This is a genomic window from Nocardia arizonensis (assembly GCF_001310275.1).
Classification (GTDB): Bacteria; Actinomycetota; Actinomycetes; order Mycobacteriales; family Mycobacteriaceae; genus Nocardia; species Nocardia arizonensis.
This window is the reverse complement of record NZ_LGYZ01000079.1, coordinates 1-24073: the sequence shown is the minus strand read 5'-3', so window position 1 is coordinate 24073 and position 24073 is coordinate 1. Positions and strand designations below refer to the sequence as shown.

Genomic DNA, 24073 nt, shown 5'->3' with positions numbered 1-24073 from the left:
GAAAAGGAGCACGCGATACCTGGCGATATAGTTGCGTCAGGCGGGCCGCGCCCACCTGACTCCGAGCTGGCGATTTCCCACGCAGTGGCCGGCTACTGAGGACAAGCCGTCTCCGACGCAGCGCGATTCGATTGCCTTCCAACCCCGTTGGGCGGCGTGGGAGTCCAGGGGAAGAGTCGTGATGAGCAAGTCCAATAGAGCCAGGAGCCGCGCTGTTCGACAGCGGATGGCGGAGACCGGTGCCAGCTACGCGCGCGCTGCGCGGGAGGTAAGCAGTTCCGCAGGTCGCGGCGGCCGGAACAGCACAGATGTCGTCCAGACCTATGTCCGCGCGCTACTGTCGGACCAAGCCGGTGAAGCTGACCTACGAGAGGCTGAGATCCGAGCGTTGCAGGCGCAGGGGCGACGCATCGTGAGCGGCGGACAGATCGACCGGGAAAGATGGGAGATCACGGACTGGGCCACCGGCGACAGGATCGCCTACGGGGCCGAGGGTCTCAACGGGTACAGCGAGACTAGCGAGCGTCTCGATCCCGAGGTGACGTGGATACACATCGACCATATCGGACCCGAGAGCGCAGACCTGCCGGTAATCGAGGACATACCGGAGAGTCTGGGGGGACCGCTCTAGCAGACTGGATCGGATCCTCGGGAACAACGGACGAGGAAGTCGCGGAGTTCATCGGGTGGCCAGTGGATAAGGTCAGCACCTGTCGGCGAGAGTGAGCACACGGCGACGCGAGCCTGGCCGACTTCGGCGAGGGATAGAACGCCATCAGCCCCCTCGTCGGCCGGCCAGATGTCGGAGAATCGATTCACGATCATGGGAACTATGGCGTCTGGCCCAGGCCGGAGGCGAGATGAAGCGCCGTGCCAGCGAATGCGTCGCCTTGATCGAAAACGCCGTCACCCGTATCCGAGACGCAGCCGCTTACTGGCGAGGTGACACCTACTACGCAGCCTATGATCGCATCGCAGGCGACCGCGACCACGCCAAGCAGACATCCCAAGATTCACCGAGGTGGGTGAGGAGCCGCACTGTTCGTCGTCCAGGCGCAGGTCGAAGTCCTCGACATACAGCTCGCAGACCTCGCTGGCGCGGGAAGGGCTTGCCTCTGGAGATCACTACGCCTCATTTTCGTGCCACACGAGTGGTGATGTCGTCCGGACCGCTCATACGGCGACGAGAAGACCGGTCACGTACATGACCGCCAATCCGGCGATCACCCCGGTCAGCGCCGACACATCGAAACGGCCGGACTCCGGTGCTCGCAGCGACGGCACTATCTGGGTGAGTACCTGCGCGATCGCGCCCACACCGACCCCGAGCAGCATCGCCGAGAGTTCGGCGTTGTTCACGCTCGCACCGATCACCGCGCCCAGGATCGCGGGCGCCCCGGCGAGGAGCCCGAGCGCGGCCAGCATCGACACCGATGTCCGTGCCCGCACCAGCGGCGCGACGATCGCGAAGCCCTCGGTGGTGTTGTGCAGCGCGAAACCGAGCACCAGGAACGCACCGAGCGCCAGTTCACCGACGGCGTAGGCCGAACCGATCGCCAGCCCCTCCCCCAGGTTGTGCAAACCGATTCCCGCGGCGACCATGCCGGACAGCCGAAGCCCCGTCTGCGCCGACCCCGCGGCCCTCGCCCGGCGCGCGGAGAGATACCGGTCGACCGCGGTCAGCGTGAGAAACGCCGCCGCGGCGCCGAGTACCACCAGTTCGACGCCACCGAACGCACCCGCCGAGGCGTCCGCCAGCTCCAGACCTTCCACCGACCCGTCCACCACCAGGAACACCAGCATGCCCACGGTCAGCGCGAGCAGTACCCGAACCGACTGCGCGCCGCTGCGCCGGATCACCGGCAGCAAAAGCATGCCCAGCAGGACCGGGATGACCCCGACATAGGTGCCCAGCAGCGCCATGAGGCCGAAGAACCCGGCTCCCGGACGCGGCGTGGCGACCGCGGCCGCGATGTCGTGTTCGATCACCACACCGGTCGAGGTGAGCATCGACACCTTGTAGGGCTGACCTTCCACCCATGGATAGGTCAATTCCAGTGTCGTCGAATCTTTCCGGCCGATCGGTTCCGCACCGCCGCGGACGTCGACGTAGACGTCGTTGACGAAGACCTGCGCGACGGTGACCGGGTCGGGACCGGTGTTGCGGACCTTCAGTTCGATCTCACCGGGCGTGAGTACCGTGTGTTCCACGGCGACTTCTTCGATCGGCGGTCCCTGCCGCTGCGGCAGGGACCGGGCGCCGAACACGAACAACGCCGACAACGCCGCCGCGATCACCAGGGCCACACCCGTCAAACGCACCCACGCGGGTCGTTGCAGATTCGATTGCGCCGCTGCTGGTTCGGCCATCACGCACCGACCTCGAAGAAGCCCATCCAGCCGAGTTCGGCGAACTCCGACTTGTGGGCGTGGAACATGTATCGGCCCGAATGCGGGAACTTCATCTCGCAGATCCCCCGCTGCCCTTGCGCCTGCACCACCGTGTCGGTGAATTCCGAAGGCTCGAGCCGGGTTCCGGTCGGATAGTAGTCGAAGAAGTTGCCGTGCAGGTGGAAGCTGTTGATCGGATCGTATTCCAGGACGTTGACCAGATAGATCCGCACCAAGCGGTCGCGGGCGACCTGGATCGGCTCGTGCATGTGGTGGAACGGTATGCCGTTGACCGCGTACAGCTGGTTGCCCTCGCCGTCGAAGGTGGTGTTGTAGCCGTGCATCACCATCACCATCTCGTCGGCCGGTGGCCGCGGCCGCGGCGGATCGACGATGAACGTTCCGTACAGTCCGCGGGCGATGTGCTCGGCCAACGGCCCGACGTGACAGTGGTACAGGTGTAATCCGAACGGGGTGGCGTCGAACTCGTAGGTGAACGAGCCTCCCGGTTCGATCACCCCGCGCCCGATCCCTGGCACACCGTCCATGTCGGCGGGGTGAATGCCGTGGAAATGCATGGTGTGCGGGTGTTGTGAACCGTTGACGAAATGCACTCGAAGCAGATCACCCTCCGTGCACCGCAACGTCGGACCCGGAATGCGGCGATTGAACGTCCAGGCCGGAAACCGCACCCCCGGAGCGACTTCGACCTCCTGATCGCTGCTCACGATCTCCCACTCGCGCAGGACGCGACCGTCGGGCAGCCTGGTCACCGTGCCGTAGTCGAAATCCCGCAATACCCGCGTCGGATGGAATCCGTTGGCCGCGTGGTCGACCACCGATCCCATACGGAAGGTCGGCCCCTCGACACCACCACCGTGACCGGCGCGATGCTCACCGCCGGATTGCGCTCGCGCACTCGGCAATCCGAGCCGGTTCGAGCCCGCGATCGCGAGCCCCGCCGAACCGACCGCGGCACCACCCACCAAGAAACCGCGACGTGAAGACGACAACATCCGACCATCCTCACCCGACGCCAACCGCCGACCATCCGAGCCCGTCACGGAGCAATTTTGGACCATCGAATCAGAAAGTTCAATAACCCGAAAAATTTGTATCGGCGATGCCGAGAACGCTCACGTCTCCGACACCACCAACAGCCCGGCGTCAGCCGTCTGTCACACCGCGGCGGCGATCTCCTCGATCCGATCCATCTGTCCCTGCATGCCGATCTCCATGCCGGAGTCGATGATCATGTCTCGCAGTTCCTTGCTCCCGGTGCGCACCAGCAGTGACAGCAGAGTCCCGGACGCGTGGGGTTCGAAGGTGACCGTGTTCACCGGAGCGCCGGTCTCGTCCTCGGTCGATCCGCCGGGGACTTCCATCTGCTCGTTGTAGACGATCCTGGAACCCTCGACTATCTCGCGGAAGCTGCCGTGGAAGGCGAGATCGGACCCGTCCGGTCCGACCATCACGTACCGCCACCGGCCGCCGACCCGGAAGTCCATCTCGACCGAGGTGACGGCGCCTTGGCCACCAGACCACCACTGCCGCACCAACTCCGGCGTGCTCCAGACCCGGAATACCTTCGACGGTGACGCGTCGAAGACGCGAGTGATCAGGATCTGCTCGTCGGTGGGCAACGTGACCGTCGCCTTGCGGGTGTTCGTCGTCATATTCTCTGTCCCTTCGGCGTTCGGAATCCGGTCGTATCAATGGGATCGGCGGAGGCGGAAGGACTCGACCACGGATCAGCCCTCGTCGTCGAGTCGAGCCAGCACCTCGTCCATTCGATCGAAGCGCTCGTTCCACAGCCGCTCGAACCGCGAGGTCCAGGCGTGGACAGGGCGAAGCGCGTTCGCGTCGAGTTCGTAGAACCGTTGCCGCCCCCGATCGGTCACCCTCACGATCCCGACCTCGCGCAAAACTCGAAGATGTTTGCTGACCAGCGGTTGGCTCTGCCCCAGCACATCGACAAGTTGCCCGACGTTGCGCGGGCCGCACGCCAGCGCCTCGATGATGTCTCGCCGACGCGGTTCGGCTATCGCGTTGAACGCATCCGTGGTGGTCGCCGCTCGTGCCATGACCAATACATAACCATATGGGTATACATAGGGCAAGCGAGGCAGAGACCATGATCACGGGCTGTCCCGATCACCTGCATGGAAGCCGGCGCGTCCAACCCCGAGTCACCGGTGTCGCGACGGTTCCCGTGCCCGCCACTCGGCGCTCACCGGACCAGTTATCGTTCGACCGCCAATTTCGTGGTCAGCTCGGTCAGGAATTGGGCAGATTTGCGTTTGTCATCGTCTGTCAAGTTGAGGACGCCCACAGCCGTCCGGGTTTCGGCATCACGGATCTCGAGAATCGCGTTCCACTCATTGATGCGGGTAGCGAACCGTACCGTATCCGAGGCGCTCCCCATATCTGTTCGCAGGTCGTACACCCACATCGACTCGCCCAGTGCGGGCGTCTTCACGTATCCACGCCGACCCTGCGTCGGGTCCGCATCGTTTGGTGCGTTTCGCACCTGGTAGCTCGCGATCGGGTTCTGCCCCTGGGCGAGCTCGCACACACCGCCGACCGTAAGGGTGGTGTCCGTCGAGACATTCGGGATGGACCGCACTTCGACAGCGTGCAACTCGGATGTGAGGAAATTCTTCAGGGCATCGCACAGCTCTCCCTGCGTCATCGTCGGTCGAACCTGAGACGACACCGGCGCCGCAGCGGGCTGCGACGAAGAACATCCGACCACCAGGGCCAGCACAGCAGGGGCGGCCACCGTTAGCAAGCAGATTCTCACTGAGGCACTGTCCAATCCGACTTGTCCCCGTCTTTCATCGACGCGTCGCCTATTGCTTCACGGATTCCGCCGATTCCGGTCCCGTAGGATGACTTGACGCCGCTGGGCCACCTATTATCGGGCAGACCCTTCTGAATCCCCACAATCTCCGATATCTTGTTACCTTCGATCATATTAGTCTTGGCCGCATCCCCCATACTTTTCACGAGTCCGATGATGAAAGTCCTTGCAGCCTCAACCACCTTAACCAACTCCTGGGCAACTGAAAGTGCGCCCGATAACGATATGGATAGCATACTCTTGACACTGCTGAAGAAGCCGTCCTCGACCTTCGAGATCAACTCCTGCACTTTCGTGGCGATCTCGCCGTACAGAGTCAACTCTGCGGCAGCAATAGTTTCCAGGCTAGTCGCGATCTTGTCGAATTCTAGCGGTAGGTTCTCCAATGCTGGCTGTTGCCTGATTGTGCGCATTTCTTCGTATCTGGTAGCCGCATCGCCCGACCACTCAGAGAGTTTGGTGTCAACGAAGTCGCCTCCAGCGGCGATCAGATTATTCCTTAGATTGCGCCAATCGTTCGCGACGTCGATGAACTTGACGGGTACATCTAGATCTGGTTCGATATTCTTGAGCTTCCCCCAGGTCTCACGAATGGCGCTATTTGCCTTATCACGTTCAGCCCAAATATCGTCGACGACATCTTCGACCGACCCGGTCAATACCCCTACGGGGTTGGTGACAGCACCAGCGTAACCGTTTGCTCGGACAAGTTTGACGAGGTGCCCGCAGGCTGAGTCCACCTTGGCCGGTAGATCTCCCACTTCGATTACCTTCGCACGAAGAAAAGAGGACTTTTCGAGCAGGCTTTGCCGGTCATCCGCGACTGTCATATCTCACCCTCAAGCTTTGCCAGCTTTCCTTTATTTGCGAGGTCCTCCGCTTCATACGTATCGGCTGCGAATTTGAGGACCTTGCCAATATCCTCGAAAACAGCAACACCTTCATTCAATCTGTCTCGGAAGTAAGCCGGGGCTGGCTGATACTTTGACAGAGCCTCCGCGAATGTCCCTGCTTCTGACGCAGTGATTTCAAGTTTTTTAGTTGTTTCAACTCCCGCTTTGAGATTGCTGGCAGCTTCACCCCAGCTGGTGGCAGCCAATCTCATGGCTTGCAGGTTGAGTGTTAGCTTATCTGCCATCGCCTATCCGTTCTTCCAGGAGCCGCAGACGATGGTGGTCCAACCGATATTCCAGATCATCGTCTGAACAATGTGAATAGTCTCCCCGTACGATGCGCTTTGGTCGCATGGAACGGATCTGACCGGCGCACCACAGGATTTCATCTACGATCTGATCCGGCTGCGCGGTCGCTGCCCAATCATTTCGCACCTCGATCGACAGCAATCGGGATACATCAGCGGTCAACCTGACGGCATGTTGTCCGTAAGATATGACTTGACCCAATGCTTGGAAGTGACCGCTGTTGATCATGCTGCTGGATGCGATGCAGTACTCCTCCCAGGTCCGAGTCTCGAGCAATACCATCAGAATTGTCCGGTGATCCGGGATCGCTGCCTCCGAAATCTCTTGCGGAGTCGGTCGACGATCAGACGCGTACAATTGGTCTACCCGCTTCTCCAGAGCGGCTCGGTAGGCCGACATGAGCTCGTCGCCAGCCTCATGAGGAGCAACATAGCGGCTCCACTGCGAACGAATCACAATGCTGATTGGAAGGCATCCGCGGTCGAGTTCCATTGAGGCGAAGGATGAACCGATCCGTGGCGGAGTTGCGAAAGAGTCAGCCGTCACGAACGGGATCTCACCTTGGGGCGTCGACTTGGTGACGGCCGGTAATGGTCTCGGATCGAAAGGAAGTGGCGCCGAAACAGGCTGGGCGGCGTTGGACCTCTTCGGTACAAGCGGCTCTTCGTCCCAGTACTCATCAGGGTCGTCGTAGTGATTGAAGTATCCCCCGGCTACCATCACACCACCTCATAGCCGCCTGAGCCATTGCCCGGAACCATATCCCTGTGCGGTCTGATCGACATCGAATCCCCCTATCCTGCTGTTGGCCGCACTGGCGGCGACAACCTCCTGTAAGCCTCTCGGGCGTCTCCCGGTTTGTCAAGGTGACGACGATCTTGCTCGTCCTTGAAATCGTCTGGCCGCCAGGATAATTGATACTCCACAACCGTTCGGGCGAGACCCCGAACCATCGTCGTCCAACCCGGCTCGACTCGCACCGATGACTTTCGGGTTGATCCGTCGTCGGTACCTACGGACAGACCGAAGGACAGGAGGCAAGACGTGACGAGACCGTTTCGATTCGGGGTCGTTGCCCCGCTCAGAACCGACCTGGCGACGTGGCGAGATCGCGTGCGCCGCATCGCCGACAGCGGCTACTCGACGCTGCTGGTGCCCGACTTCCCGCAGATGCAACCGGCGCCCGGCCCCATGCTGGCCACCGTCGCGGCCATCACCGAGCTGCGCGTGGGCACCTGGGTGTACGCGTGTCCGCTACGCCCAGCCTGGTTGACGGCGTGGGAAGCGCACTCGCTGTCGCTGTTGACCGACGGTCGCTTCGAGATGGGCATCGGCACCGGCAGGCCCGGAATCGAGGACGAACTCCGCGACAAGGGACTGCCCGCCCCACCGCCGAACGAGCGGCTGGCCCGGATACGTGAGACCGTCACGGCGCTACGCGATCTCGACGGCCCCGACCATCACACGCCCGTGGCGATGGCCGTACTCGGTCCGAAGGCCCGGGCACTGGCGGCCGAGATGGCGGACACGGTCACCTTCGCGCTGGGGAATCAGCCTCGGGGCGAAGTCGAACGGCTGGCACGCGACTTCCGCACCACCGGCGACCTCGAACTCGCGCTCGCCGTACCGGTCATCGGCGACACCGTCGCACCGCACATGGCATCCCCCGACACCGACCCCGCCGCGCTTCGCGCCGCCGACGCGCTGACCATCCTTCCCGATGACCCGGCCGCCGCCGCCGAGGAAATCCAGCGGCGACGGGAAGAGATCGGTTTCTCCTACTTCGTCTTCGGCGCCGACTTCGCCGACAGGTTCGCTCCGATCGTCGCCGAGCTCGCCGGACGGTAGTCGAGCGACGAGCCGAGGCGATGCCGTCCGCGCGAGCCGAATGCCGTCTACCGTCCGCCGCGAAGAGTGTCGAAGACCGTCGGGTCGACGAGGGTGGAGGTGTCTCCGAGGGCGCGGCCTTCGGCGATGTCGCGCAGAAGTCGCCGCATGATCTTGCCGGATCGAGTCTTCGGCAGTTCGGCGACGACGGTGATCCGACGAGGCTTGGCAATCGGCGATATCTCGGTGGCGACCTGGGCCTGCAATTCCGCGACAAGGGTGTCACCGGTGTTCTCGGCGCTTTCGCGCAGGATGACGAAGGCGACGATCGCCTGGCCGGTGGTCTCGTCAGCGGCGCCGACCACGGCGGCTTCGGCGACCGCGTGATGGGCGACCAACGCGGATTCGACCTCCGAGGTGGAGATGCGGTGCCCGGACACGTTCATGACGTCGTCGACGCGGCCGAGGACCCACAGCGCGCCGTCCTCGTCGTATTTCGCGCCGTCGCCGGCGAAGTACCAACCTTTGTCGGCGTAGCGCGACCAGTAGGTTTCCCGGTAGCGATCCATATCCCCCCAGATGCCGCGCAGCATCGAGGGCCACGGCTGGTCGAGCACCAGGTAGCCGCTTTCGCCTGCGCCGAGGACCTCGGCGCGGTCGTCGACGACCTTCACCGAGATACCCGGCAGCGGCGCCATCGCCGAACCGGGTTTGGTCGCGGTGACGCCCGGCAGCGGGGAGATCATCACCGCACCGGTCTCGGTCTGCCACCACGTGTCCACGATCGGCGCGCTGCCCCCGCCGATGACGTCGCGGTACCAGCGCCATGCCTCGGGGTTGATCGGCTCACCGACCGAACCCAGCAGGCGAATCGAGGACAGATCGTGGGCGTCGGGAATCTCGCGGCCCCACTTCATGAACGTGCGCACCAGCGTGGGGGCGGTGTAATAGATGGAGACGCCGTATTTCTCGATGATCTCGAAGTGGCGGTGCTCGTTCGGGGAATTCGGAGTGCCCTCGTAGACGACCTGGGTCACCCCGTTGCTCAGCGGCCCGTAGACGATGTAGGAATGGCCGGTGACCCAGCCGATGTCGGCGGTGCACCAATACACGTCGGCGCCGGGTTTGTGATCGAAGACGTTGTGGTGTGTGTAGGAGACCTGGGTGAGGTAGCCGCCGGAGGTATGGACGATGCCCTTCGGCTTACCGGTGGTGCCGGAGGTGTAGAGGATGAACAGCGGGTGCTCGGCATCGAAGCCCTGCGGCGTGTGCCGCGCGGACGCCTTCTCGACGCTCTCGTGCCACCACAGGTCCCGGCCCGCGGTGAGGTCGACCTCGACGCCGGTCCGTTTGACCACGAGTACGTGCTGTACGGATTCGGCGCCGTCGATCGCTTCGTCGACGGCCGGTTTCAGCGGCACGGCCTGCCCGCGACGCCACTGCCCATCGGCCGTGACGACAAGCTTGGCCTCGGCGTCACCGACTCGTGAGCGCAGTGCGGTGGCGGAGAACCCGGCGAAGACCACCGAATGAGTCAGCCCGAGACGGGCGCACGCGAGCATCGTCACGATGGCCTCGGGGATCATCGGCATGTAGATCGCGACCCGATCACCGGGCACCAATCCCAGCTCCGAGAAGGTGTTCGCCGCCCGAGAGACCTCGGCGAGCAGATCGTTGTAGGTCAGCGACCGGCAATCGCCGGGCTCACCCTCGAAATGGATCGCCACCCGATCGCCGTTGCCTGCCTCGACGTGCCGATCGACACAGTTGTATGCCACGTTCAGCGTGCCGCCGACGAACCACTTGGCGACCGGTGCGTCCGACCAATCCAGCACCTGCGACCAGGGCGTCATCCAGTCCAGACGCTCGGCCTGGGTGTGCCAGAACGCGTCCCTGTCGGCGTCCGCGGCCGCTCGCAATTCGGGGCCCGCGTTCGCGGCGGCGACGAACTCCGGGCTCGGCGGATACGACACGGGCTCGTTCGGGTGCAGGCGATTCATCGAGATCTCTCTCATTCGGGGATGACAACGATTGCATGCCAGGCAACACTGGCCTGACCGGGATGATCCAAGACACATGTTCGACCCGGACATTCGATCGCGCTAGCCCCGAAAGGCGGTAATCCACATTGAACCTCGACATCGATTCACCAACCGCCCAGGCACTGGTGCGACGAGCCGTCGTCAGACTGCGAGCCTGCACCGACGTACCCCTGGCGTTCGGAGGAATCAGAACAGGTGATCAGATACCGATCACCGCGGTCGAGGGCGGCACCTCACCACAGCTGCGCACGCTGATGATCCGTGCCGGCCGCGGGCTGGGAGGCCAGGCATGGCTACGCCGGAGCCCGCAGTTCGTCGACGACTACGGCACGGCGCGAACGATCACCCACGACTACGACAAGCAGATACTCGCCGAAGGCATCGGGGCTCTGGCCGCGGCGCCGGTCATCATCGACGGCAACCTGACCGGACTGATCTACGCGGGCACACGCGAGCGACGGCCACTGCCGGACAGATTGCTGTCCGCGCTGTATCGCGAGGGCCTGCGGATCTCGACCGAATTGGCATTCCACACCGGCGAGCGGCACGGATCCGACTGCTCCGCCGATGCCGAATCCATCGAACTGGCGAACCTCCGGCGTTTCTACGCCGACATACGACAGGTCGTGTCGACCTCCCCGGACGACCAACTGCGTTCGGGAATTCGACGAATCCTCGACCTGTCCTTCGCACCGCGGACGACGACGGTACTCACTCCACGTCAACTCGACGTCCTGGCCTTGGCCGCCGTCGGCCTTCGCAACGCCGCCATCGCCGAACGACTCGGTCTCGCTCCCGCGACTGTCAAGAGCTATCTACGAGCGGCCATGAACCGGCTCGGCACACACAGCCGCCATGAGGCCGTCAGCCGAGCACGTGAACTCGGCCTCATCGGTTGACACATCTCGGTGGCGCCCCTGTCCGGGCACACGAACTCCTCGCCGTTGGCGGCTGAAGTCGCACGTCTCGCACGCCACTAGGACTCTAGCTACATTTCAGCTTCACGCTCGATGAGCCGTCATGCCCGCGCCGGAACTCGCCGCCCAACCGTCCGCCAATTCGGGTCGACGCCTTGGGAAAGCTGGCATCACCTGGCTATTTATGTGCGTGCCGCAGGTATAGGGTGAGTGCCGAACAGGATGACTCCCGAACCACGGAGGGCTGACGATGACCATAATGCGCACGCCCCACGTCGTCGAGTACACGGTCAGCAACCCATGACCGCTCGCCGGACCGGACGCCTGCGTGTACTGGCGCTCGGCTTGCTCGTCACGCTCCCGCTGACCGCCTGCGGAAGCGAAGATTCGCAACCGGACATCCCGCTGTCGGGGACCGTGGTGATCGACGGATCGAGCACGGTCGAACCACTGTCGGTGGCCGCGGGCAGACTCTTCACCGCCGAACATCCCGGAGTGCGGGTCGACGTCACCGTTTCGGGCACCGGAGGCGGATTCAAGAAGTTCTGCGCAAAGGAAATCGATATCGCCGACGCCTCGCGGCCGATGAGCGACGCCGAATACCGGACCTGCGGCGAGCACGGGGTGGTGTTCAACGTATTGCAGGTGGCCAACGACGCACTCACCGTCGTGGTCGACGCCGACAACACCTGGGCGAAATGTCTCACCGTGGAGCAGTTGCGGAAGATCTGGGAGCCGGGCTCGACGGTCGCGAATTGGAACGAGATCGACCCCGCATTCCCGGACGAACCATTGAGCCTGTTCGGCCCGGACACCAACTCGGGCACCTTCGACTACTTCACCCGGGCCATCACCGGCACCGAAGGCGCCACTCGCACCGACTACCGGGCCAGTGAGGACGACAACGTCACCGTCGCAGGCGTCGCCGCCGCCAAGGGCGCGCTCGGCTACTTCGGCTACTCCTACTACGAGTCCAATACCGACAAATTGCGCGCGGTCGCGATCGACGACGGCAAAGGCTGTATCACGCCGTCGGTGCCGACCGCCCAGGACGGCAGCTACAAACCCCTGGCACGTCCGCTGTTCATCTACCTCACCGACACCGCGTTGCGGAAGCCGCAGGTCGAGAAGTTCGCCGAGTTCTACATCACCAACAACACCAAGATCGTCGACACGGCCGGATTCATCCCGATGACCAGTCCCCAGATCTCCCGAGCCCGTGCCGAACTCGCCGACATCATCGAGATCGCCGGAAAGTGACCACATACGCGACCATCCCTCGACCTGGAACGGATGACCGCAGACTCGGCGAATAGTTCGTCGGCCGATCACCACGATTCGATCAGCGCAGCCGCATGCTCCTGCCGCTGCCACCGCTCGGTGAGGCGACCGAGTCGGTGCGACGCGGCGATGCCGCGCACGGCCGCGATCTCGCTGCCGCGCATCTCCAGGATCGCGACGCCGACGACCTGGCCGTCAAGGGCGGCGAGCATCGCCGGGCAGCCGTTGACCACGGCGGCGTGAATCGAGGGCGAGCCACCGGCGAGTCTCCGCTTGGCCGCCGACGGTTTGAAGCCTGCCCGCAGCGCGGCGGCGAGTCGCTCCGGGGTCGTGTACCGGATCAGCTTCCCGGGTCGCCCAAGCCCGGCGCCGTCGGAGATGCCGGTGGCATCGTCGGTCAGTAGCGCGACGAGACGTTCGGTCCGGCCCGAGGAGGCGGCATCGACGAACGCTTCGACGATTCGACGCGCGGAGGCACGGTCGATGTCGGTTATGTTGCGATCGGCGGCGATTCGACGTCGGGCCCGGTGGGCGTGTTGCTGGCTCGCGGACTCGGTGATGGCGAGGATCTCGCCAATCTCGGCGTGACTGTAGGCGAACGCCTCGCGCAACACGTAAACGGCGCGTTCGATCGGCGCCAGGCGCTCCATCAGCGTCAGCACCGCCAGGGTCACCGATTCGCGCTGCTCCACGGTGTCGGCCGGGCCGAGCATCGGGTCGCCGTCGAGCAGTGGCTCGGGCATCCAGGCGCCGACCGCGCGTTCGCGCCGCAGTTTCGCCGAGCGGAGCCGGTCGAGCGCCAGGTTGGTGACGACCTTGGTCAGCCATGCCTCGGGCACCTCGACGTACTCCCGGTCGGCGGCCTGCCACCGCAGGAACGCGTCCTGCACGGTGTCCTCGGCGTCGGCGGCCGAGCCGAGCAGGCGATAGGCGAGCGAGGCCAGCCGATTGCGGCTGGCCTCGAAACGCGCCACGGTGGCCGTGTCCACGAGTGCGACCCTATGCGACGACCACGGCGGGCGAGTGCTGTCGGGTGGTGGACAAGCGATACCGGTGTCCCGGCCTTCCGAAGGTCGGGTGGGTCAGGCTCCAGGCGGCGGTGTCGAGGATCGCGGACTTCGCGCGGGCGGCCGTCCGGCCGCACAGTGCCCACGACCTCGATCGTGCGGCACCGTCGACGAACTGGAAGATCGCGTCTTTCCGGCCGAGGCTTATGTGATTGCCGACATACGACAGCGCGGTCCTCGATATCTCGCGTCCGGTCCGGTCGCCGATGATCGCGGCCGTCGCCTGCATGCTGGTGACTCCGGCGGAAGCGCATGACATCGGCAGCGGCCGACCGTTTTCGCCGATGACGAAGGCGCTGTCGCCTGCGACGTAGACATCGGGGTGCGAGACCGACCGCATCTGCCTGTCGACGGCGATCCGGCCGTCGGCCACCACCTCGAGGCCGCTGTCGGCGGCAATCGGGTGGACGGCGAATCCGGCGGCCCACACGGTCGCGTCGGAGGCGAAGGCGGTGCCGTCGGCGGCGACCACCGCCGCCTGCCCGACGTGTTCGATAGTGGTGTGCTCGTGGACGGTGATGTCGAACCGGTCGAAGGCGCGCAGCAGGTGACGGTGGGCCTTCGGGCCGAGCCAGCCGCCGAGTTCGCCGCTGGTGACGAGGCCGACCCGAAGTCCCGGCCGGGATTCGGCGATCTCGGTGACGGCCTCGATCGCGGTCAGGTTGCCGCCGACCACCAGCACTTTCCCGTCCCCGCCCAGTTCGTCCAGGCGGGCGCGCAGGCGCAGCGCGGCCGGCTTCGCCGCCACGTTGAAGGCGTACTCGGCGACGCCCGGAACGCCGTGGTCGGCGGCGGTGCTACCGAGCGTGTAGAGGAGGGTGTCATAGGCGAGCCGGTCGACGTTCCCCTCGCCATCGGCGACGGTGACCGTCCGGTGCTCGCCGTCGACCTTCGTCACCCGCGCCACTCGGAGCCGAATACCGGTGTGCGCGAACAATTCCGCCAGCGGCCGGTGGCGCAGGTCCTGCCCGGCGGCGAGCTGGTGCAGGCGCAGCCGCTCGACGAAATCGGGTTCGACGTCGACGACGGTGATCTCGAAGTCGTCAGGGTGGAGTTGGCGGGCCAGGTATCCGGCGGAGAAGGCTCCGGCGTATCCGGCACCGAGGACGACGATGCGGTGCGGCATTGTTCGCTCCTATCTGTTCGCGTACTCCCTGAACGAGACAGCCTCCGAATTCCTGACAGCCCCGATGTGTGACGTGGAGCACTCATAGGTGCTTGACGTGCGTCCATCGCGACACCGCAGACCCCGCCGCGGCTCGATATTCGCGGTGTGTCGACGACTCTCCGGCCGAGCCGGCGGGCATCCTTTCACCGAACAGAGCCTTTGCCGTAAGTGAACTGTCAATTTCCCATCGATGAGGCGCTAGGAACTCATAAAGGGGCTCCTGTCCACGCCCGGACGACCGCTTGACTCACTAAGTCGCGTCCCATAGGGGGCGCCAATGGAGGTTGTAGGAATGTCTGTCGTGGTGTTCACGGTGCTTACCGTGGCCGTCTTCGCGCTGCTCGGCCTGATCCAGCGAGGGGTGGAAAAACTGTGATCGCGAACGTCGTCGGCTTAGCGCTGGCCATCGGTGTCGCGGTCTTCATGGTCGCGGCACTCTTGTTTCCCGAGAGGTTCTGAATGAACACGACAACGGCGGGAATCGTCTTCGTGGCCTCCCTGATCATCGTTCTCGCCTTGGTCCATATACCGCTGGGCGACTATATGTTCCGGGTCTACAGCAACGACAAACACTCCCGCGCGGAGCGGGCCATCTACAAGGCCATCGGCGTATCACCGGACGTCGAGCAGAACTGGAGCGTCTACGCGCGCAGCGTGCTCGCGTTCTCGGCGGTGAGCGTATTGTTCCTGTTCTTCTTCCAGTTGGTTCAAGGCAGACTGCCGCTGCACCTCGACGATCCGGGGACCGAGATGACCCCGGCACTCGCGTGGAACACCGCGATCAGCTTCGTCACGAATACGAACTGGCAGAACTACTCCGGTGAATCGACCCAGGGGCACCTGGTTCAAATGGCCGGTCTCGCGGTGCAGAACTTCGTCTCCGCCGCGGTCGGCATGGCCGTAGCCGTCGCCCTCGTCCGCGGATTCGCGAGGCAACGCACCGGCGATCTCGGCAACTTCTGGGTGGACCTGGTGCGGGGTAGCACCCGTATCCTGCTGCCGATCGCATTCATCTTCGCGATCGTGCTCGTCGCCGGTGGCGTAGTCCAGAACTTCCATCTGCACGACCAGGTGGCCTCGACGATCAACGGCGCGGAGCAGACCATCACCGGCGGCCCGGTGGCAGGCCAGGAGGCCATCAAGGAACTCGGCACCAACGGCGGCGGCTTCTACAACGCCAACTCCTCCCACCCGTTCGAGAATCCGACCGCATGGACGAACTGGATCGAGATCTTCCTGCTGCTGGTGATCAGTTTCTCGCTGCCGCGCACCTTCGGACGCATGGTCGGCAGCAAGAAGCAGGGCTACGCGATCGCCGCGGTCATGGGCTCCATCGCGATCGTCAGCGTTTCGCTGAGCAACGTCTTCCAACTGGCGCACCACGGCACCGTGCCGACCGCGATCGGCGCGTCCATGGAAGGTGTGGAAACCCGCTTCGGCGTTGCCGACTCCGCGACGTTCTCCGGCGCGACCACCCTGACCTCGACCGGTGCGGTCGACTCGTTCCACGACTCCTACACCAGCCTCGGCGGCATGATGAACCTGTTCAATATGCAACTGGGTGAGGTGGCTCCGGGCGGCACCGGCTCCGGGCTCTACGGCATGCTCATCCTCGCGGTCATCACCGTATTCGTCGCAGGTCTCATGGTCGGACGCACCCCGGAATATCTGGGCAAGAAGATCACCCCGAAAGAGATCAAACTCGCCGCGACGTACTTCCTGATCAGCCCGCTGATCGTCTTGGTCGGCACGGCGACGGCGATGGCGATGCCGGGGCAGCGTGCGGGCATGCTCAACTCGGGTCCGCACGGACTGTCCGAAGTGCTGTACGCCTTCACCTCCGCGGCCAACAACAACGGTTCGGCCTTCGCCGGGCTGAGCGGCAACACCGAGTGGTACAACACCGCCCTCGGCTTGGCGATGGTGTTCGGCCGTTTCCTGCCGATCGTCTTCGTGCTCGCCCTCGCCGGATCACTGGCCCAACAGGGCACCACCCCCGCCTCGATCGGCACACTGCCCACGCACCGGCCGCAGTTCGTCGGCATGGTCGTCGGCGTGACGGTGATCCTGGTCGCGCTCACCTTCTTGCCCGCTCTCGCACTCGGGCCGCTCGCCGAAGGAATCCACTGAAATGACCAGTGCTGTGACAAAGGTAGACAATCACACCGGACGTCCGGGCAAGGGCGTCCGAAGGGGCGCGCTCGATCCGAGGATGCTGCTCACCTCGCTACCCGACGCGGTCGCCAAACTCGATCCGCGCACCATGTGGCGCAATCCGGTGATGTTCATCGTCGAGATCGGCGCCGTCTGGTCGACGGTGCTCGCGATCGCGGATCCCACCTTCTTCGCCTGGGCGATCGTGGTGTGGCTGTGGCTGACGGCGATCTTCGCGAACCTGGCCGAAGCGGTAGCCGAGGGCCGGGGCAAGGCACAAGCCGAGGCGCTGCGCAAAGCCAGGACCGACACGATCGCCCGCCGACTCGCCGACTGGAAACCCGGCGGCCGGGTGGTGGAAGAACGGCTGGCCGCACCGGAACTACGGCGCGGTGATCACGTGGTCGTGGAGGCAGGACAGATGATCCCCGGCGACGGTGACGTCGTGGAGGGCATCGCCTCGGTCGACGAGTCGGCCATCACCGGCGAATCCGCGCCGGTCATCAGGGAATCCGGCGGCGACCGCTCCGCGGTGACCGGCGGCACCACGGTGCTCTCGGATCGCATCGTCGTGCGGATCACCCAGGAACCCGGCCAGAGTTTCCTGGACAAGATGATCGCCCTGGTCGAAGGCGCGAGCAGACAGAAGACACCCAACGAGATCGCACTCAACATCCTGCTCGCCTCGCTGACGATCATCTTCGTCTTCGCCGTGGTCACATTGCAGCCGCTGGCGATCTACTCCAAGACGAACAATCCCGGCGTACCCGATACACCTGCGCTCGACGCACACGGTGTCACCGGAATCGTCATGGTCTCGCTGCTGGTCTGCCTGATACCGACCACCATCGGCGCACTGCTCTCGGCCATCGGCATCGCGGGCATGGACCGGCTGGTCCAGCGCAACGTGCTGGCCATGTCGGGCCGTGCGGTGGAAGCCGCGGGCGATGTGAACACGCTGTTGCTCGACAAGACCGGCACCATCACCCTCGGCAACCGACAAGCCGCCGAATTCGTTCCGTTGCCGGGCATTCCCGATGACGAGGTGGCCGACGCGGCACAGCTGTCAAGTCTCGCCGACGAAACCCCCGAGGGCCGCTCGATCGTGGTCTACGCCAAACAGGCATACAACAAGCGCGAACGAACACCCGGCGAACTGATCGGAGCGACCTGGGTGGAGTTCACCGCCCAGACCCGCATGTCGGGCGTCGACCTGTCGGACGGCCACCGATTGCGCAAGGGTGCGGCCAGCGCGGTCACCGAATGGGTTCGTTCCCAGGGCGGCGACGTTCCGGCCGAACTCGGCGTCATCATCGATGGCATCTCGGCCTCGGGCGGCACGCCGCTTGTCGTGGCCGAGCTGGATCAGGGCCACGCACGGCTGCTCGGTGTCATCCATCTCAAGGACGTCGTCAAACACGGCATGCGCGAGCGCTTCGACGAAATGCGGCGCATGGGCATCCGCACCATCATGATCACCGGCGACAATCCCATGACCGCCAAAGCCATAGCCGACGAAGCGGGTGTCGACGATTTCCTCGCCGAGGCCACGCCGGAGGACAAGCTGGCGCTGATCAAGAAGGAACAGGACGGCGGACGGCTCGTCGCGATGACCGGTGACGGTACCAACGACGCACCGGCTCTCGCACAGGCCGACGTCGGCGTGGCGATGAACACCGGGACCTCGGCCGCCAAGGAGGCCGGGAACATGGTCGACCTGGATTCGGACCCGACCAAACTCATCGAGATCGTGGAGATCGGCAAACAGCTGCTCATCACCCGCGGCGCGCTCACCACCTTCTCCATCGCCAACGACATCGCGAAGTACTTCGCGATCCTGCCCGCCCTGTTCATCGGGCTCTTCCCCGGCCTCGACCTGCTCAACGTGATGCGCCTGGCCAGTCCCCAGTCGGCGATCCTGTCGGCGGTGATCTTCAACGCGCTCGTCATCGTCGCCCTGATTCCGTTGGCACTGCGCGGGGTGAGCTACACACCCGCCAACGCGTCGAAACTGTTGAGCCGCAACCTGACCGTCTACGGCCTCGGCGGCATCGTCGCGCCGTTCATCGGCATCAAGATCATCGACCTCCTCATCCAACTCCTCCCAGGGATGTCCTGAAATGCGCATGTCTACATGGATTCGTCAGCATGTGGCAGCGCTGCGCGCGCTGCTCGTGCTCACCGCGATAACCGGAATCGCCTATCCGCTGGCGGTCTTCGCGGTCGCGCAGGTACCGGGCCTGCACGACAAGGCCGAGGGCTCGTTGATCACCTCCGAGGGCAGACTGGTCGGCAGCAGCCTCATCGGCCAGTCGTTCACCGACGCCGACGGCAATGCCTTGGCACGGTACTTCCAGAGCCGCCCGTCCGCCGCAGGCGATGGATACGACCCACTGTCCACCGCCGCGAGCAATCTCGGCCCCGAGAGCGTCGTCGACATCCTGGCGGCCGACCCGGCGGAGGTGAAACTGAGCCTGCTCTCGACGGTGTGTTCGCGCAGCAAGGCGATCGGCGACCGTGAGGGGGTCGACGGCCGCCGTCCGTTCTGCACCGACGACGGTCTCGGTGCGGTGCTCTCGGTCATCGGCCCGCGCGACGCCGATGGCCGAATCTCGCGGCCGACGCGGGTCGTCAGTATCAACCAAGCCTGCCCGACCACACCGTTCCTGACCACCTACCTCGGCGTCGCCGTGACATGCGCCGAGCCGGGGCAGGACTACTCGACCGGGCTCATCGTCCCGGTATTCGGCAACGCATCCACCGACACCGCGGTACCCGCGGACGCGGTCACCGCGAGCGGCAGTGGTCTCGACCCGCATATCTCCCCCGAATACGCGGACATCCAGGTCGCCCGAATCGCCAATGCCCGCGGCATCACCACCGACCAGGTGCGTGAGCTCGTCGAAACCCACACCCGGCGCCGGACACTCGGCTTCCTCGGCGAACCCCGGGTCAACGTGGTCGAACTCAACCTCGACCTCGACCGCCAGTATCCGATCCACGGCTGAGATCACCATTCGCATGGCGGCCGGGGCCGACCGGCCACCTAGCGTATTGACATCACCTGACCCAACATGAATCATACGATTCATCTTCGTGGCCGACTCGATGACCCATGCCTCCCCCGACCTATCCGTATGCCCGCCAAAGGCTTCGAGGAACGAAAGGTCATCCCGATGTTCGACGAGGAAGAATTCCAGGCGGCTCTGCGCCGCCCGCGCCTGTCCCGACCGGTGCCCGAGTATCTCGACGCCAACCGCGCCGTGCCGATTCGCGGCGTACCGGAGGCAGAGCTGCAGGCCACGACCCGGCAATGGTTCGTGGATTTCGAGGAGAAGTTGACGTTCTACGCCCGGCTCGGCGTCGACCTGAGCTGGATGATGGAGTGGGCCAAGAAGTACTGGTGGAGCTTCCTCGTTCGCGACATGAACCACAACGACGAGCTCTACACCCAAGATATTCGATACACCGATGTCACGACATTCGGTCGAACCATCGTCGGAATCGAGGAATTCGTCAAGTACAACTTCGCCTTCTTCGACGCCATCCCGGACTGGCGATACGATCCGCTGCCGGGCCAGGTCTACCTGGACGTGACACCCGATCGCAAAGTGCGAGTTGTCATCCGCTACATGGGAAGCGGACATTGGGACGGCCCCCTGCGCTTCCACCCGTACGACGAGAACGCGCCCACCCTCCACGGCAACGGCCGATTCATCCAGTGCACCGCGGTCGACCGCTACCACTTCAACGAGCAGGGGCTCATGGAAGAGGGCGAGACACTTTACGACTCGTTCGACGCCATGCAGCGCGGTGGTGTACTGCCCCGCGACGACAGCTGGCAATTCCGCACCCTGTTCGCGGTGTCGAAGATCCCGGCTATCGCACGACAGATCCGGACTCGGATATAGGACGCCCATTCGATTCGGTATCACACCGCACTGTCGGCTGCCCGAGCCTCGACCCGCGTGATCGGGTTCGTATTGGCTTTGGCCGCTGATCATCGATCGGTGGGCAATATGGGGTTGCCCGGTCAGCGGGGTGGCTCGAGTTCCACTGGCCCGGAATGATGGCCCTTTCGGTGGTCGAAGGTGCTGTTTGGGCTGGTCAGCCTGGGTTGAGGCGGTTCAGTGCGGTGAGTAGCAGGCTGGTGCCGCAGTTGTGGCGGGATAAGCGAAGGTGGACGCGGCGAGCGTAGCGTGCAACGTGCTGGGATCGAGAATAGCTGCAGCCGAAATGTTTTCGGTCTCCAACAGCGGGCTGGATGATCGTGCAGGCCGAGAGTCTGCAGCCAGGCGGTAAGATCGAGCATGCCGGTGAGCTCGGCGACCCAGGCCCCTTCACGCACATCGCCGTCGGCGTCGTGGGCGAGAGTCCACACGTCTTTCGGAATGGCGTTGACCGCCTCGACGGCGGTGGCGGTGAGGCTGAAACTCAGCGAATACTGGACCCTCCGAGCGGTGCAGTAGCCGACGAAGTCGTGAGTGCCGCCACCGGAATCGGTGCGCACCAGAACCTTCTTCCCGACCCGGTAGCCCGGCTGGACGGCAACTGCGCGATCGCGGTGGTCAAGACCTGCTTGTGGTCGCATAGCCGTCGCCGACACGTCATGCCCGACCCGAACCCCAACTACCGAAGAAGATCCCGATGACCAGCACGAACTGATGGCGACAGGTTGCGGTAGGTATGGTTGAGCAGGATCCAACACCACGCAACAGGTCTGCCAGCAACGAACCACCCGAGTACAGCTGCAGCTCGAGGTTCGCGTTCCCGTTCGGGCGCAGATTGTGACTAGGCTCTTGGACAATCTGTCTCTGGGAGGGGGGCTTGTGTCAGCTCTGTCGGGTACACCCGGACAAGACTTCACGACGGTTCCGGACGAGGTGACCGATGCGGGCACCTACGTGCAGCAAGTCGCCGATTCATTGATCAACGGCCTGAACTCGCTCGACCGCGAGATATCCGGTGTCCTCGACAATTGGACCGGTGCTGCGGCAGAGGCATTCGGTGCCGGTTGGACCGAAACCAAGGACGGTGCCACCATCGTATTGGATGCCCTCGCGATCATGGCTGGACTACTCGGCGTCACGAGCAAAACGATTGCTCATCAAGACCTTTCGAACGCGACCAATCTCCACTCGCTGGACCTACCGAAGCTGAACATGTAATGGTCGAGAACTCCCGCGACTTCACCGTCGATATCGATGAGCTGGACGATCTGGTCAGCCGCGTCAACGGATTCATCGGCTTCCTCACCGAAAGCCTGGAAGGTCTCAACCACAGAATCGCCGCTGTCCAACAGAACTGGCAGGGGTTGGCGGCCACCGCCCAGGAAGATGCCTACCGAGAATGGGCGACCGGTGCAGCGGAGGTTGTTGACGGAATAACCGAGATGCGCACCGCCGCCGTCACGGCTCGGGATTCCTACGTGGCGGCAGCGGAAATGAACCTTAGAATGAGCGGTGGTTAGTTCGTGGTTTCGGTTTCCCCGCAGTCGTATCAGAGCGCGGCGAAGGTGTGCTATACACTGTCGGAAGAATTCCAAACTGTTTACAACCCACTACAGACCGCGCTGCTGGAGACCGGTGGAATGGCTGGCGGGTACCAGGCCGTCAAAGCGTGGTCGAAAGCCTACGACGAGCGTGCCGCCGCGATGACTCTGGTCGCGACAAACTTCGCGCGGGCCCTCCAGCATTTCGGCGACGTGTTGGCCGCGGCGGGATACAATTGGGCAGTTGGGGAATACAAGGCCAATCGGGACCCGAAAAAGGGTGACCCGCCGACACTGCCTGCCGTGCCCTCAGAACTGCCATACGGGGCGAACTCGGTCATCGGCGTCGCCGCGTCCGGGACCAACAGTCGGGGACTCGAGTCGGAGATTCCCGACCTATATGACAAGGTCACCGCGAAGGTTGCCGGTGGTGAGATCCCCGATGGCGACACAGTCAAGTTGGCTCGCGCCGCGACTGCCTGGAAAACCTTCGCCGAGTCAACCCCCGCGTTCGGCGCTCGAACCCGGCTCAAGATGGCCGCCGACGGGCTGGAACGTGGTTACGGGTCCAACGTTCCACAAGACATCCCGTACCTGGTCGCACACCTTCGTACACTTGCGACCAGCGCTGGCGAGATCGAATTGGCCGCACACGACTTGGCCGCCGCGACCGATGCCCACAACGTCGCGTTGGCGGCGATGCGCACCGAGATCAACACTCAGTTCGCAATGGCCGTGGTAGGCGCTTCGGTCGTGATCGCGGCGGCGGTGGTGATGATCAAAAAGCCCCAGATGGCGGGCGGCGCTGAAGTTGAGGCCACTACTCTGGACACCGCAGCTGTTGCCATGGCCCGCACCATCGGAACGTTCTTCACCTCGCTGAACGGCATCACCTTCACCTCGGCGGCGCTGGCGACACGTGGACTCGCAACTATTGCTGGGTTGTCCATTCTCATTGCGTCGATTGACGACAGCAGCAACCCCGACAGGTACGAGAACCTTCCTGAAGCGGCCGCGATACCACTCGGCGGCCTGACGGACGCCGCCGAGAATTACATTCGGGAAAAGCACGTCGATGGTAATCACACTGCTGACACTGACCCCGACAAGAGCACTTTCAAGCCCGACCAAGATCTGGATGACCTTGTCGATCGTGCAGAGAACATTACGGCGCGTGGCCCGAACAAGTATGGAAATTATGAACGAGAAGTTGACGCGGGCCAAGATGTTGGACAGTCCGGAGGCAGGTCAACCTCCCGCTATAAAGTTATCACCGACAAGTGGGGCACTGTTGTGAACATGTTCCCGATCCCGTAGGAGGTTAAATAGATGGGAATCTCAGTCTCTATTCAAGACCGGATGCATGTTCGGGTAAACGGGTTCGTGAATTTGGACGGTTCAACGCTCTCGAGGATGGTGCTTGCGGCCCCCAAAGGGTCCATGCTGGACGCAATTCACGCCTATGCGGATACGATGTTCAACAGCTACCAGCTGCAATTTTTTGTTGACGAGCTGGCAGCAATGACGCCTTCTCGTGAGGACGAGCGCAGAGTTATCGAGGCATTACAGGTAGCGGCTGAAGATGCGATGCGCACACTGGGCTACCTATGGTTTACCGGTGACTAGTACTCCAGCCGTAGTTCGTGACCAGGCCGACGGCCTGGTCACGA

The 24073-nt window shown here is 63.8% G+C and carries 26 protein-coding genes; 14 read left to right on the top strand and 12 right to left on the bottom strand.

Going from position 1 to position 24073, the window contains the following annotated elements:
• Positions 1-181: 181 nt before the first annotated feature.
• Positions 182-631, top strand: coding sequence for a hypothetical protein (locus tag APZ21_RS15385; RefSeq protein ID WP_156371090.1), 450 nt, complete (start codon positions 182-184; stop codon positions 629-631).
• Between the two features lie 542 nt (positions 632-1173).
• Here the strand turns inward: APZ21_RS15385 and APZ21_RS15380 are convergent.
• The 8 genes from APZ21_RS15380 to APZ21_RS34045 all read right to left on the bottom strand — a co-directional run bounded on the left by APZ21_RS15380 (position 1174) and on the right by APZ21_RS34045 (position 7179).
• Positions 1174-2370: a ZIP family metal transporter gene (locus APZ21_RS15380; protein WP_054814003.1), complete on the bottom strand. Its 1197-nt coding sequence runs from the start codon at positions 2368-2370 to the stop codon at positions 1174-1176.
• Positions 2370-3407, bottom strand: a complete 1038-nt coding sequence (locus tag APZ21_RS15375; protein WP_054814002.1) for a multicopper oxidase domain-containing protein — start codon at positions 3405-3407, stop codon at positions 2370-2372. Before APZ21_RS15375 ends, APZ21_RS15380 begins: the two co-directional genes overlap by 1 nt.
• 162 nt (positions 3408-3569) lie before the next feature.
• A complete protein-coding gene (locus APZ21_RS15370) occupies positions 3570-4067 on the bottom strand; it encodes an SRPBCC family protein (RefSeq protein ID WP_054814001.1) in 498 nt (165 codons plus the stop codon).
• A gap of 75 nt (positions 4068-4142) precedes the next feature.
• Positions 4143-4475, bottom strand: coding sequence for an ArsR/SmtB family transcription factor (locus tag APZ21_RS15365; RefSeq protein ID WP_054814000.1), 333 nt, complete (start codon positions 4473-4475; stop codon positions 4143-4145).
• Between the two features lie 158 nt (positions 4476-4633).
• Positions 4634-5083, bottom strand: coding sequence for a hypothetical protein (locus APZ21_RS15360; RefSeq protein WP_054813999.1), 450 nt, complete (start codon positions 5081-5083; stop codon positions 4634-4636).
• Between the two features lie 107 nt (positions 5084-5190).
• Positions 5191-6084 carry a hypothetical protein gene (locus APZ21_RS15355; protein ID WP_156371089.1) on the bottom strand — a complete coding sequence of 298 codons (894 nt, stop codon included), beginning with the start codon at positions 6082-6084 and terminating at the stop codon, positions 5191-5193.
• The gene (locus APZ21_RS32995; protein ID WP_082393136.1) at positions 6081-6392 is read right to left on the bottom strand and encodes a type VII secretion target; all 312 of its coding nucleotides are present in this window, start codon (positions 6390-6392) and stop codon (positions 6081-6083) included. Before APZ21_RS32995 ends, APZ21_RS15355 begins: the two co-directional genes overlap by 4 nt.
• Positions 6382-7179: a hypothetical protein gene (locus APZ21_RS34045; RefSeq protein ID WP_156371088.1), complete on the bottom strand. Its 798-nt coding sequence runs from the start codon at positions 7177-7179 to the stop codon at positions 6382-6384. The genes APZ21_RS32995 and APZ21_RS34045 overlap by 11 nt, the downstream gene beginning before the upstream one ends.
• Positions 7180-7500: 321 nt before the next feature.
• Between APZ21_RS34045 and APZ21_RS15350 the strand changes: the two genes are divergently transcribed.
• Entirely contained in the window at positions 7501-8304 is an 804-nt protein-coding gene (locus APZ21_RS15350; protein WP_054813997.1) for an LLM class flavin-dependent oxidoreductase, read from the top strand.
• A gap of 47 nt (positions 8305-8351) precedes the next feature.
• On the opposite strand, the gene acs is transcribed toward APZ21_RS15350, so the two are convergent.
• The gene (gene acs, locus APZ21_RS15345; RefSeq protein WP_239476644.1) at positions 8352-10298 is read right to left on the bottom strand and encodes an acetate--CoA ligase; all 1947 of its coding nucleotides are present in this window, start codon (positions 10296-10298) and stop codon (positions 8352-8354) included.
• A 113-nt stretch (positions 10299-10411) separates the two neighbouring features.
• Between acs and APZ21_RS15340 the strand changes: the two genes are divergently transcribed.
• Together APZ21_RS15340 and APZ21_RS15335 are read left to right on the top strand one after the other, a co-directional pair.
• A complete protein-coding gene (locus tag APZ21_RS15340; protein ID WP_054813996.1) occupies positions 10412-11224 on the top strand; it encodes a LuxR C-terminal-related transcriptional regulator in 813 nt (270 codons plus the stop codon).
• Between the two features lie 318 nt (positions 11225-11542).
• Positions 11543-12502: a PstS family phosphate ABC transporter substrate-binding protein gene (locus APZ21_RS15335; RefSeq protein WP_054813995.1), complete on the top strand. Its 960-nt coding sequence runs from the start codon at positions 11543-11545 to the stop codon at positions 12500-12502.
• A gap of 68 nt (positions 12503-12570) precedes the next feature.
• Here APZ21_RS15335 and APZ21_RS15330 read toward each other — a convergent pair whose 3' ends face one another.
• Together APZ21_RS15330 and APZ21_RS15325 are read right to left on the bottom strand one after the other, a co-directional pair.
• Complete coding sequence (locus APZ21_RS15330; RefSeq protein WP_054813994.1) at positions 12571-13512, bottom strand: sigma-70 family RNA polymerase sigma factor; 942 nt, start codon at positions 13510-13512, stop codon at positions 12571-12573.
• 10 nt (positions 13513-13522) lie between these two features.
• Positions 13523-14716: an NAD(P)/FAD-dependent oxidoreductase gene (locus APZ21_RS15325; RefSeq protein ID WP_054813993.1), complete on the bottom strand. Its 1194-nt coding sequence runs from the start codon at positions 14714-14716 to the stop codon at positions 13523-13525.
• Between the two features lie 319 nt (positions 14717-15035).
• Between APZ21_RS15325 and APZ21_RS35585 the strand changes: the two genes are divergently transcribed.
• From APZ21_RS35585 to APZ21_RS15300, 6 genes are all read left to right on the top strand, one after another.
• Entirely contained in the window at positions 15036-15134 is a 99-nt protein-coding gene (locus APZ21_RS35585) for a potassium-transporting ATPase (protein ID WP_156371087.1), read from the top strand.
• Positions 15131-15217 carry a potassium-transporting ATPase subunit F gene (locus APZ21_RS35580; protein WP_156371093.1) on the top strand — a complete coding sequence of 29 codons (87 nt, stop codon included), beginning with the start codon at positions 15131-15133 and terminating at the stop codon, positions 15215-15217. Before APZ21_RS35585 ends, APZ21_RS35580 begins: the two co-directional genes overlap by 4 nt.
• Positions 15218-16888, top strand: coding sequence for a potassium-transporting ATPase subunit KdpA (gene kdpA, locus APZ21_RS15315; protein ID WP_054813991.1), 1671 nt, complete (start codon positions 15218-15220; stop codon positions 16886-16888).
• 1 nt (position 16889) lies between these two features.
• Positions 16890-19031 (top strand): potassium-transporting ATPase subunit KdpB, encoded by a 2142-nt coding sequence (kdpB, locus tag APZ21_RS15310; protein WP_054813990.1) that lies wholly within the window; start codon positions 16890-16892, stop codon positions 19029-19031.
• A 1-nt stretch (position 19032) separates the two neighbouring features.
• Positions 19033-19920, top strand: a complete 888-nt coding sequence (locus tag APZ21_RS15305; protein ID WP_054813989.1) for a potassium-transporting ATPase subunit C — start codon at positions 19033-19035, stop codon at positions 19918-19920.
• Positions 19921-20049: 129 nt separating this feature from the next.
• On the top strand, positions 20050-20823 hold the full coding sequence (locus tag APZ21_RS15300; RefSeq protein ID WP_239476643.1) for a nuclear transport factor 2 family protein: 774 nt from the start codon (positions 20050-20052) through the stop codon (positions 20821-20823).
• Positions 20824-20945: 122 nt separating this feature from the next.
• Here the strand turns inward: APZ21_RS15300 and APZ21_RS32990 are convergent, their stop codons facing one another.
• Positions 20946-21422, bottom strand: a complete 477-nt coding sequence (locus APZ21_RS32990; RefSeq protein WP_162240341.1) for a transposase — start codon at positions 21420-21422, stop codon at positions 20946-20948.
• Positions 21423-21741: 319 nt separating this feature from the next.
• Between APZ21_RS32990 and APZ21_RS15295 the strand changes: the two genes are divergently transcribed.
• Genes APZ21_RS15295 through APZ21_RS15280 form a run of 4 tightly spaced genes read left to right on the top strand, consistent with a single transcriptional unit; the run spans position 21742 to position 24029 of the window.
• A complete protein-coding gene (locus tag APZ21_RS15295; protein ID WP_162240340.1) occupies positions 21742-22080 on the top strand; it encodes a WXG100 family type VII secretion target in 339 nt (112 codons plus the stop codon).
• On the top strand, positions 22080-22382 hold the full coding sequence (locus tag APZ21_RS15290) for a WXG100 family type VII secretion target (RefSeq protein WP_054813987.1): 303 nt from the start codon (positions 22080-22082) through the stop codon (positions 22380-22382). The genes APZ21_RS15295 and APZ21_RS15290 overlap by 1 nt, the downstream gene beginning before the upstream one ends.
• A 45-nt stretch (positions 22383-22427) precedes the next feature.
• Positions 22428-23720 (top strand): hypothetical protein, encoded by a 1293-nt coding sequence (locus APZ21_RS15285; protein WP_054813986.1) that lies wholly within the window; start codon positions 22428-22430, stop codon positions 23718-23720.
• 12 nt (positions 23721-23732) lie between these two features.
• Positions 23733-24029 carry a hypothetical protein gene (locus APZ21_RS15280; protein ID WP_156371086.1) on the top strand — a complete coding sequence of 99 codons (297 nt, stop codon included), beginning with the start codon at positions 23733-23735 and terminating at the stop codon, positions 24027-24029.
• Positions 24030-24073 lie beyond the last annotated feature (44 nt).

Coding starts and splice junctions, on each gene's coding strand:
- APZ21_RS15385 (WP_156371090.1), top strand. CDS start 182: ATGAGCAAGTCCAATAGAGCCAGGAGCCGCGCTGTTCGACAGCGGATG.
- APZ21_RS15380 (WP_054814003.1), bottom strand. CDS start 2,370: ATGGCCGAACCAGCAGCGGCGCAATCGAATCTGCAACGACCCGCGTGG.
- APZ21_RS15375 (WP_054814002.1), bottom strand. CDS start 3,407: ATGTTGTCGTCTTCACGTCGCGGTTTCTTGGTGGGTGGTGCCGCGGTC.
- APZ21_RS15370 (WP_054814001.1), bottom strand. CDS start 4,067: ATGACGACGAACACCCGCAAGGCGACGGTCACGTTGCCCACCGACGAG.
- APZ21_RS15365 (WP_054814000.1), bottom strand. CDS start 4,475: ATGGCACGAGCGGCGACCACCACGGATGCGTTCAACGCGATAGCCGAA.
- APZ21_RS15360 (WP_054813999.1), bottom strand. CDS start 5,083: ATGACGCAGGGAGAGCTGTGCGATGCCCTGAAGAATTTCCTCACATCC.
- APZ21_RS15355 (WP_156371089.1), bottom strand. CDS start 6,084: ATGACAGTCGCGGATGACCGGCAAAGCCTGCTCGAAAAGTCCTCTTTT.
- APZ21_RS32995 (WP_082393136.1), bottom strand. CDS start 6,392: ATGGCAGATAAGCTAACACTCAACCTGCAAGCCATGAGATTGGCTGCC.
- acs (WP_239476644.1), bottom strand. CDS start 10,298: ATGAGAGAGATCTCGATGAATCGCCTGCACCCGAACGAGCCCGTGTCG.
- APZ21_RS15335 (WP_054813995.1), top strand. CDS start 11,543: ATGACCGCTCGCCGGACCGGACGCCTGCGTGTACTGGCGCTCGGCTTG.
- APZ21_RS15325 (WP_054813993.1), bottom strand. CDS start 14,716: ATGCCGCACCGCATCGTCGTCCTCGGTGCCGGATACGCCGGAGCCTTC.
- APZ21_RS35585 (WP_156371087.1), top strand. CDS start 15,036: ATGGAGGTTGTAGGAATGTCTGTCGTGGTGTTCACGGTGCTTACCGTG.
- kdpA (WP_054813991.1), top strand. CDS start 15,218: ATGAACACGACAACGGCGGGAATCGTCTTCGTGGCCTCCCTGATCATC.
- kdpB (WP_054813990.1), top strand. CDS start 16,890: ATGACCAGTGCTGTGACAAAGGTAGACAATCACACCGGACGTCCGGGC.
- APZ21_RS15305 (WP_054813989.1), top strand. CDS start 19,033: ATGCGCATGTCTACATGGATTCGTCAGCATGTGGCAGCGCTGCGCGCG.
- APZ21_RS15300 (WP_239476643.1), top strand. CDS start 20,050: ATGCCCGCCAAAGGCTTCGAGGAACGAAAGGTCATCCCGATGTTCGAC.
- APZ21_RS15290 (WP_054813987.1), top strand. CDS start 22,080: ATGGTCGAGAACTCCCGCGACTTCACCGTCGATATCGATGAGCTGGAC.
- APZ21_RS15280 (WP_156371086.1), top strand. CDS start 23,733: ATGGGAATCTCAGTCTCTATTCAAGACCGGATGCATGTTCGGGTAAAC.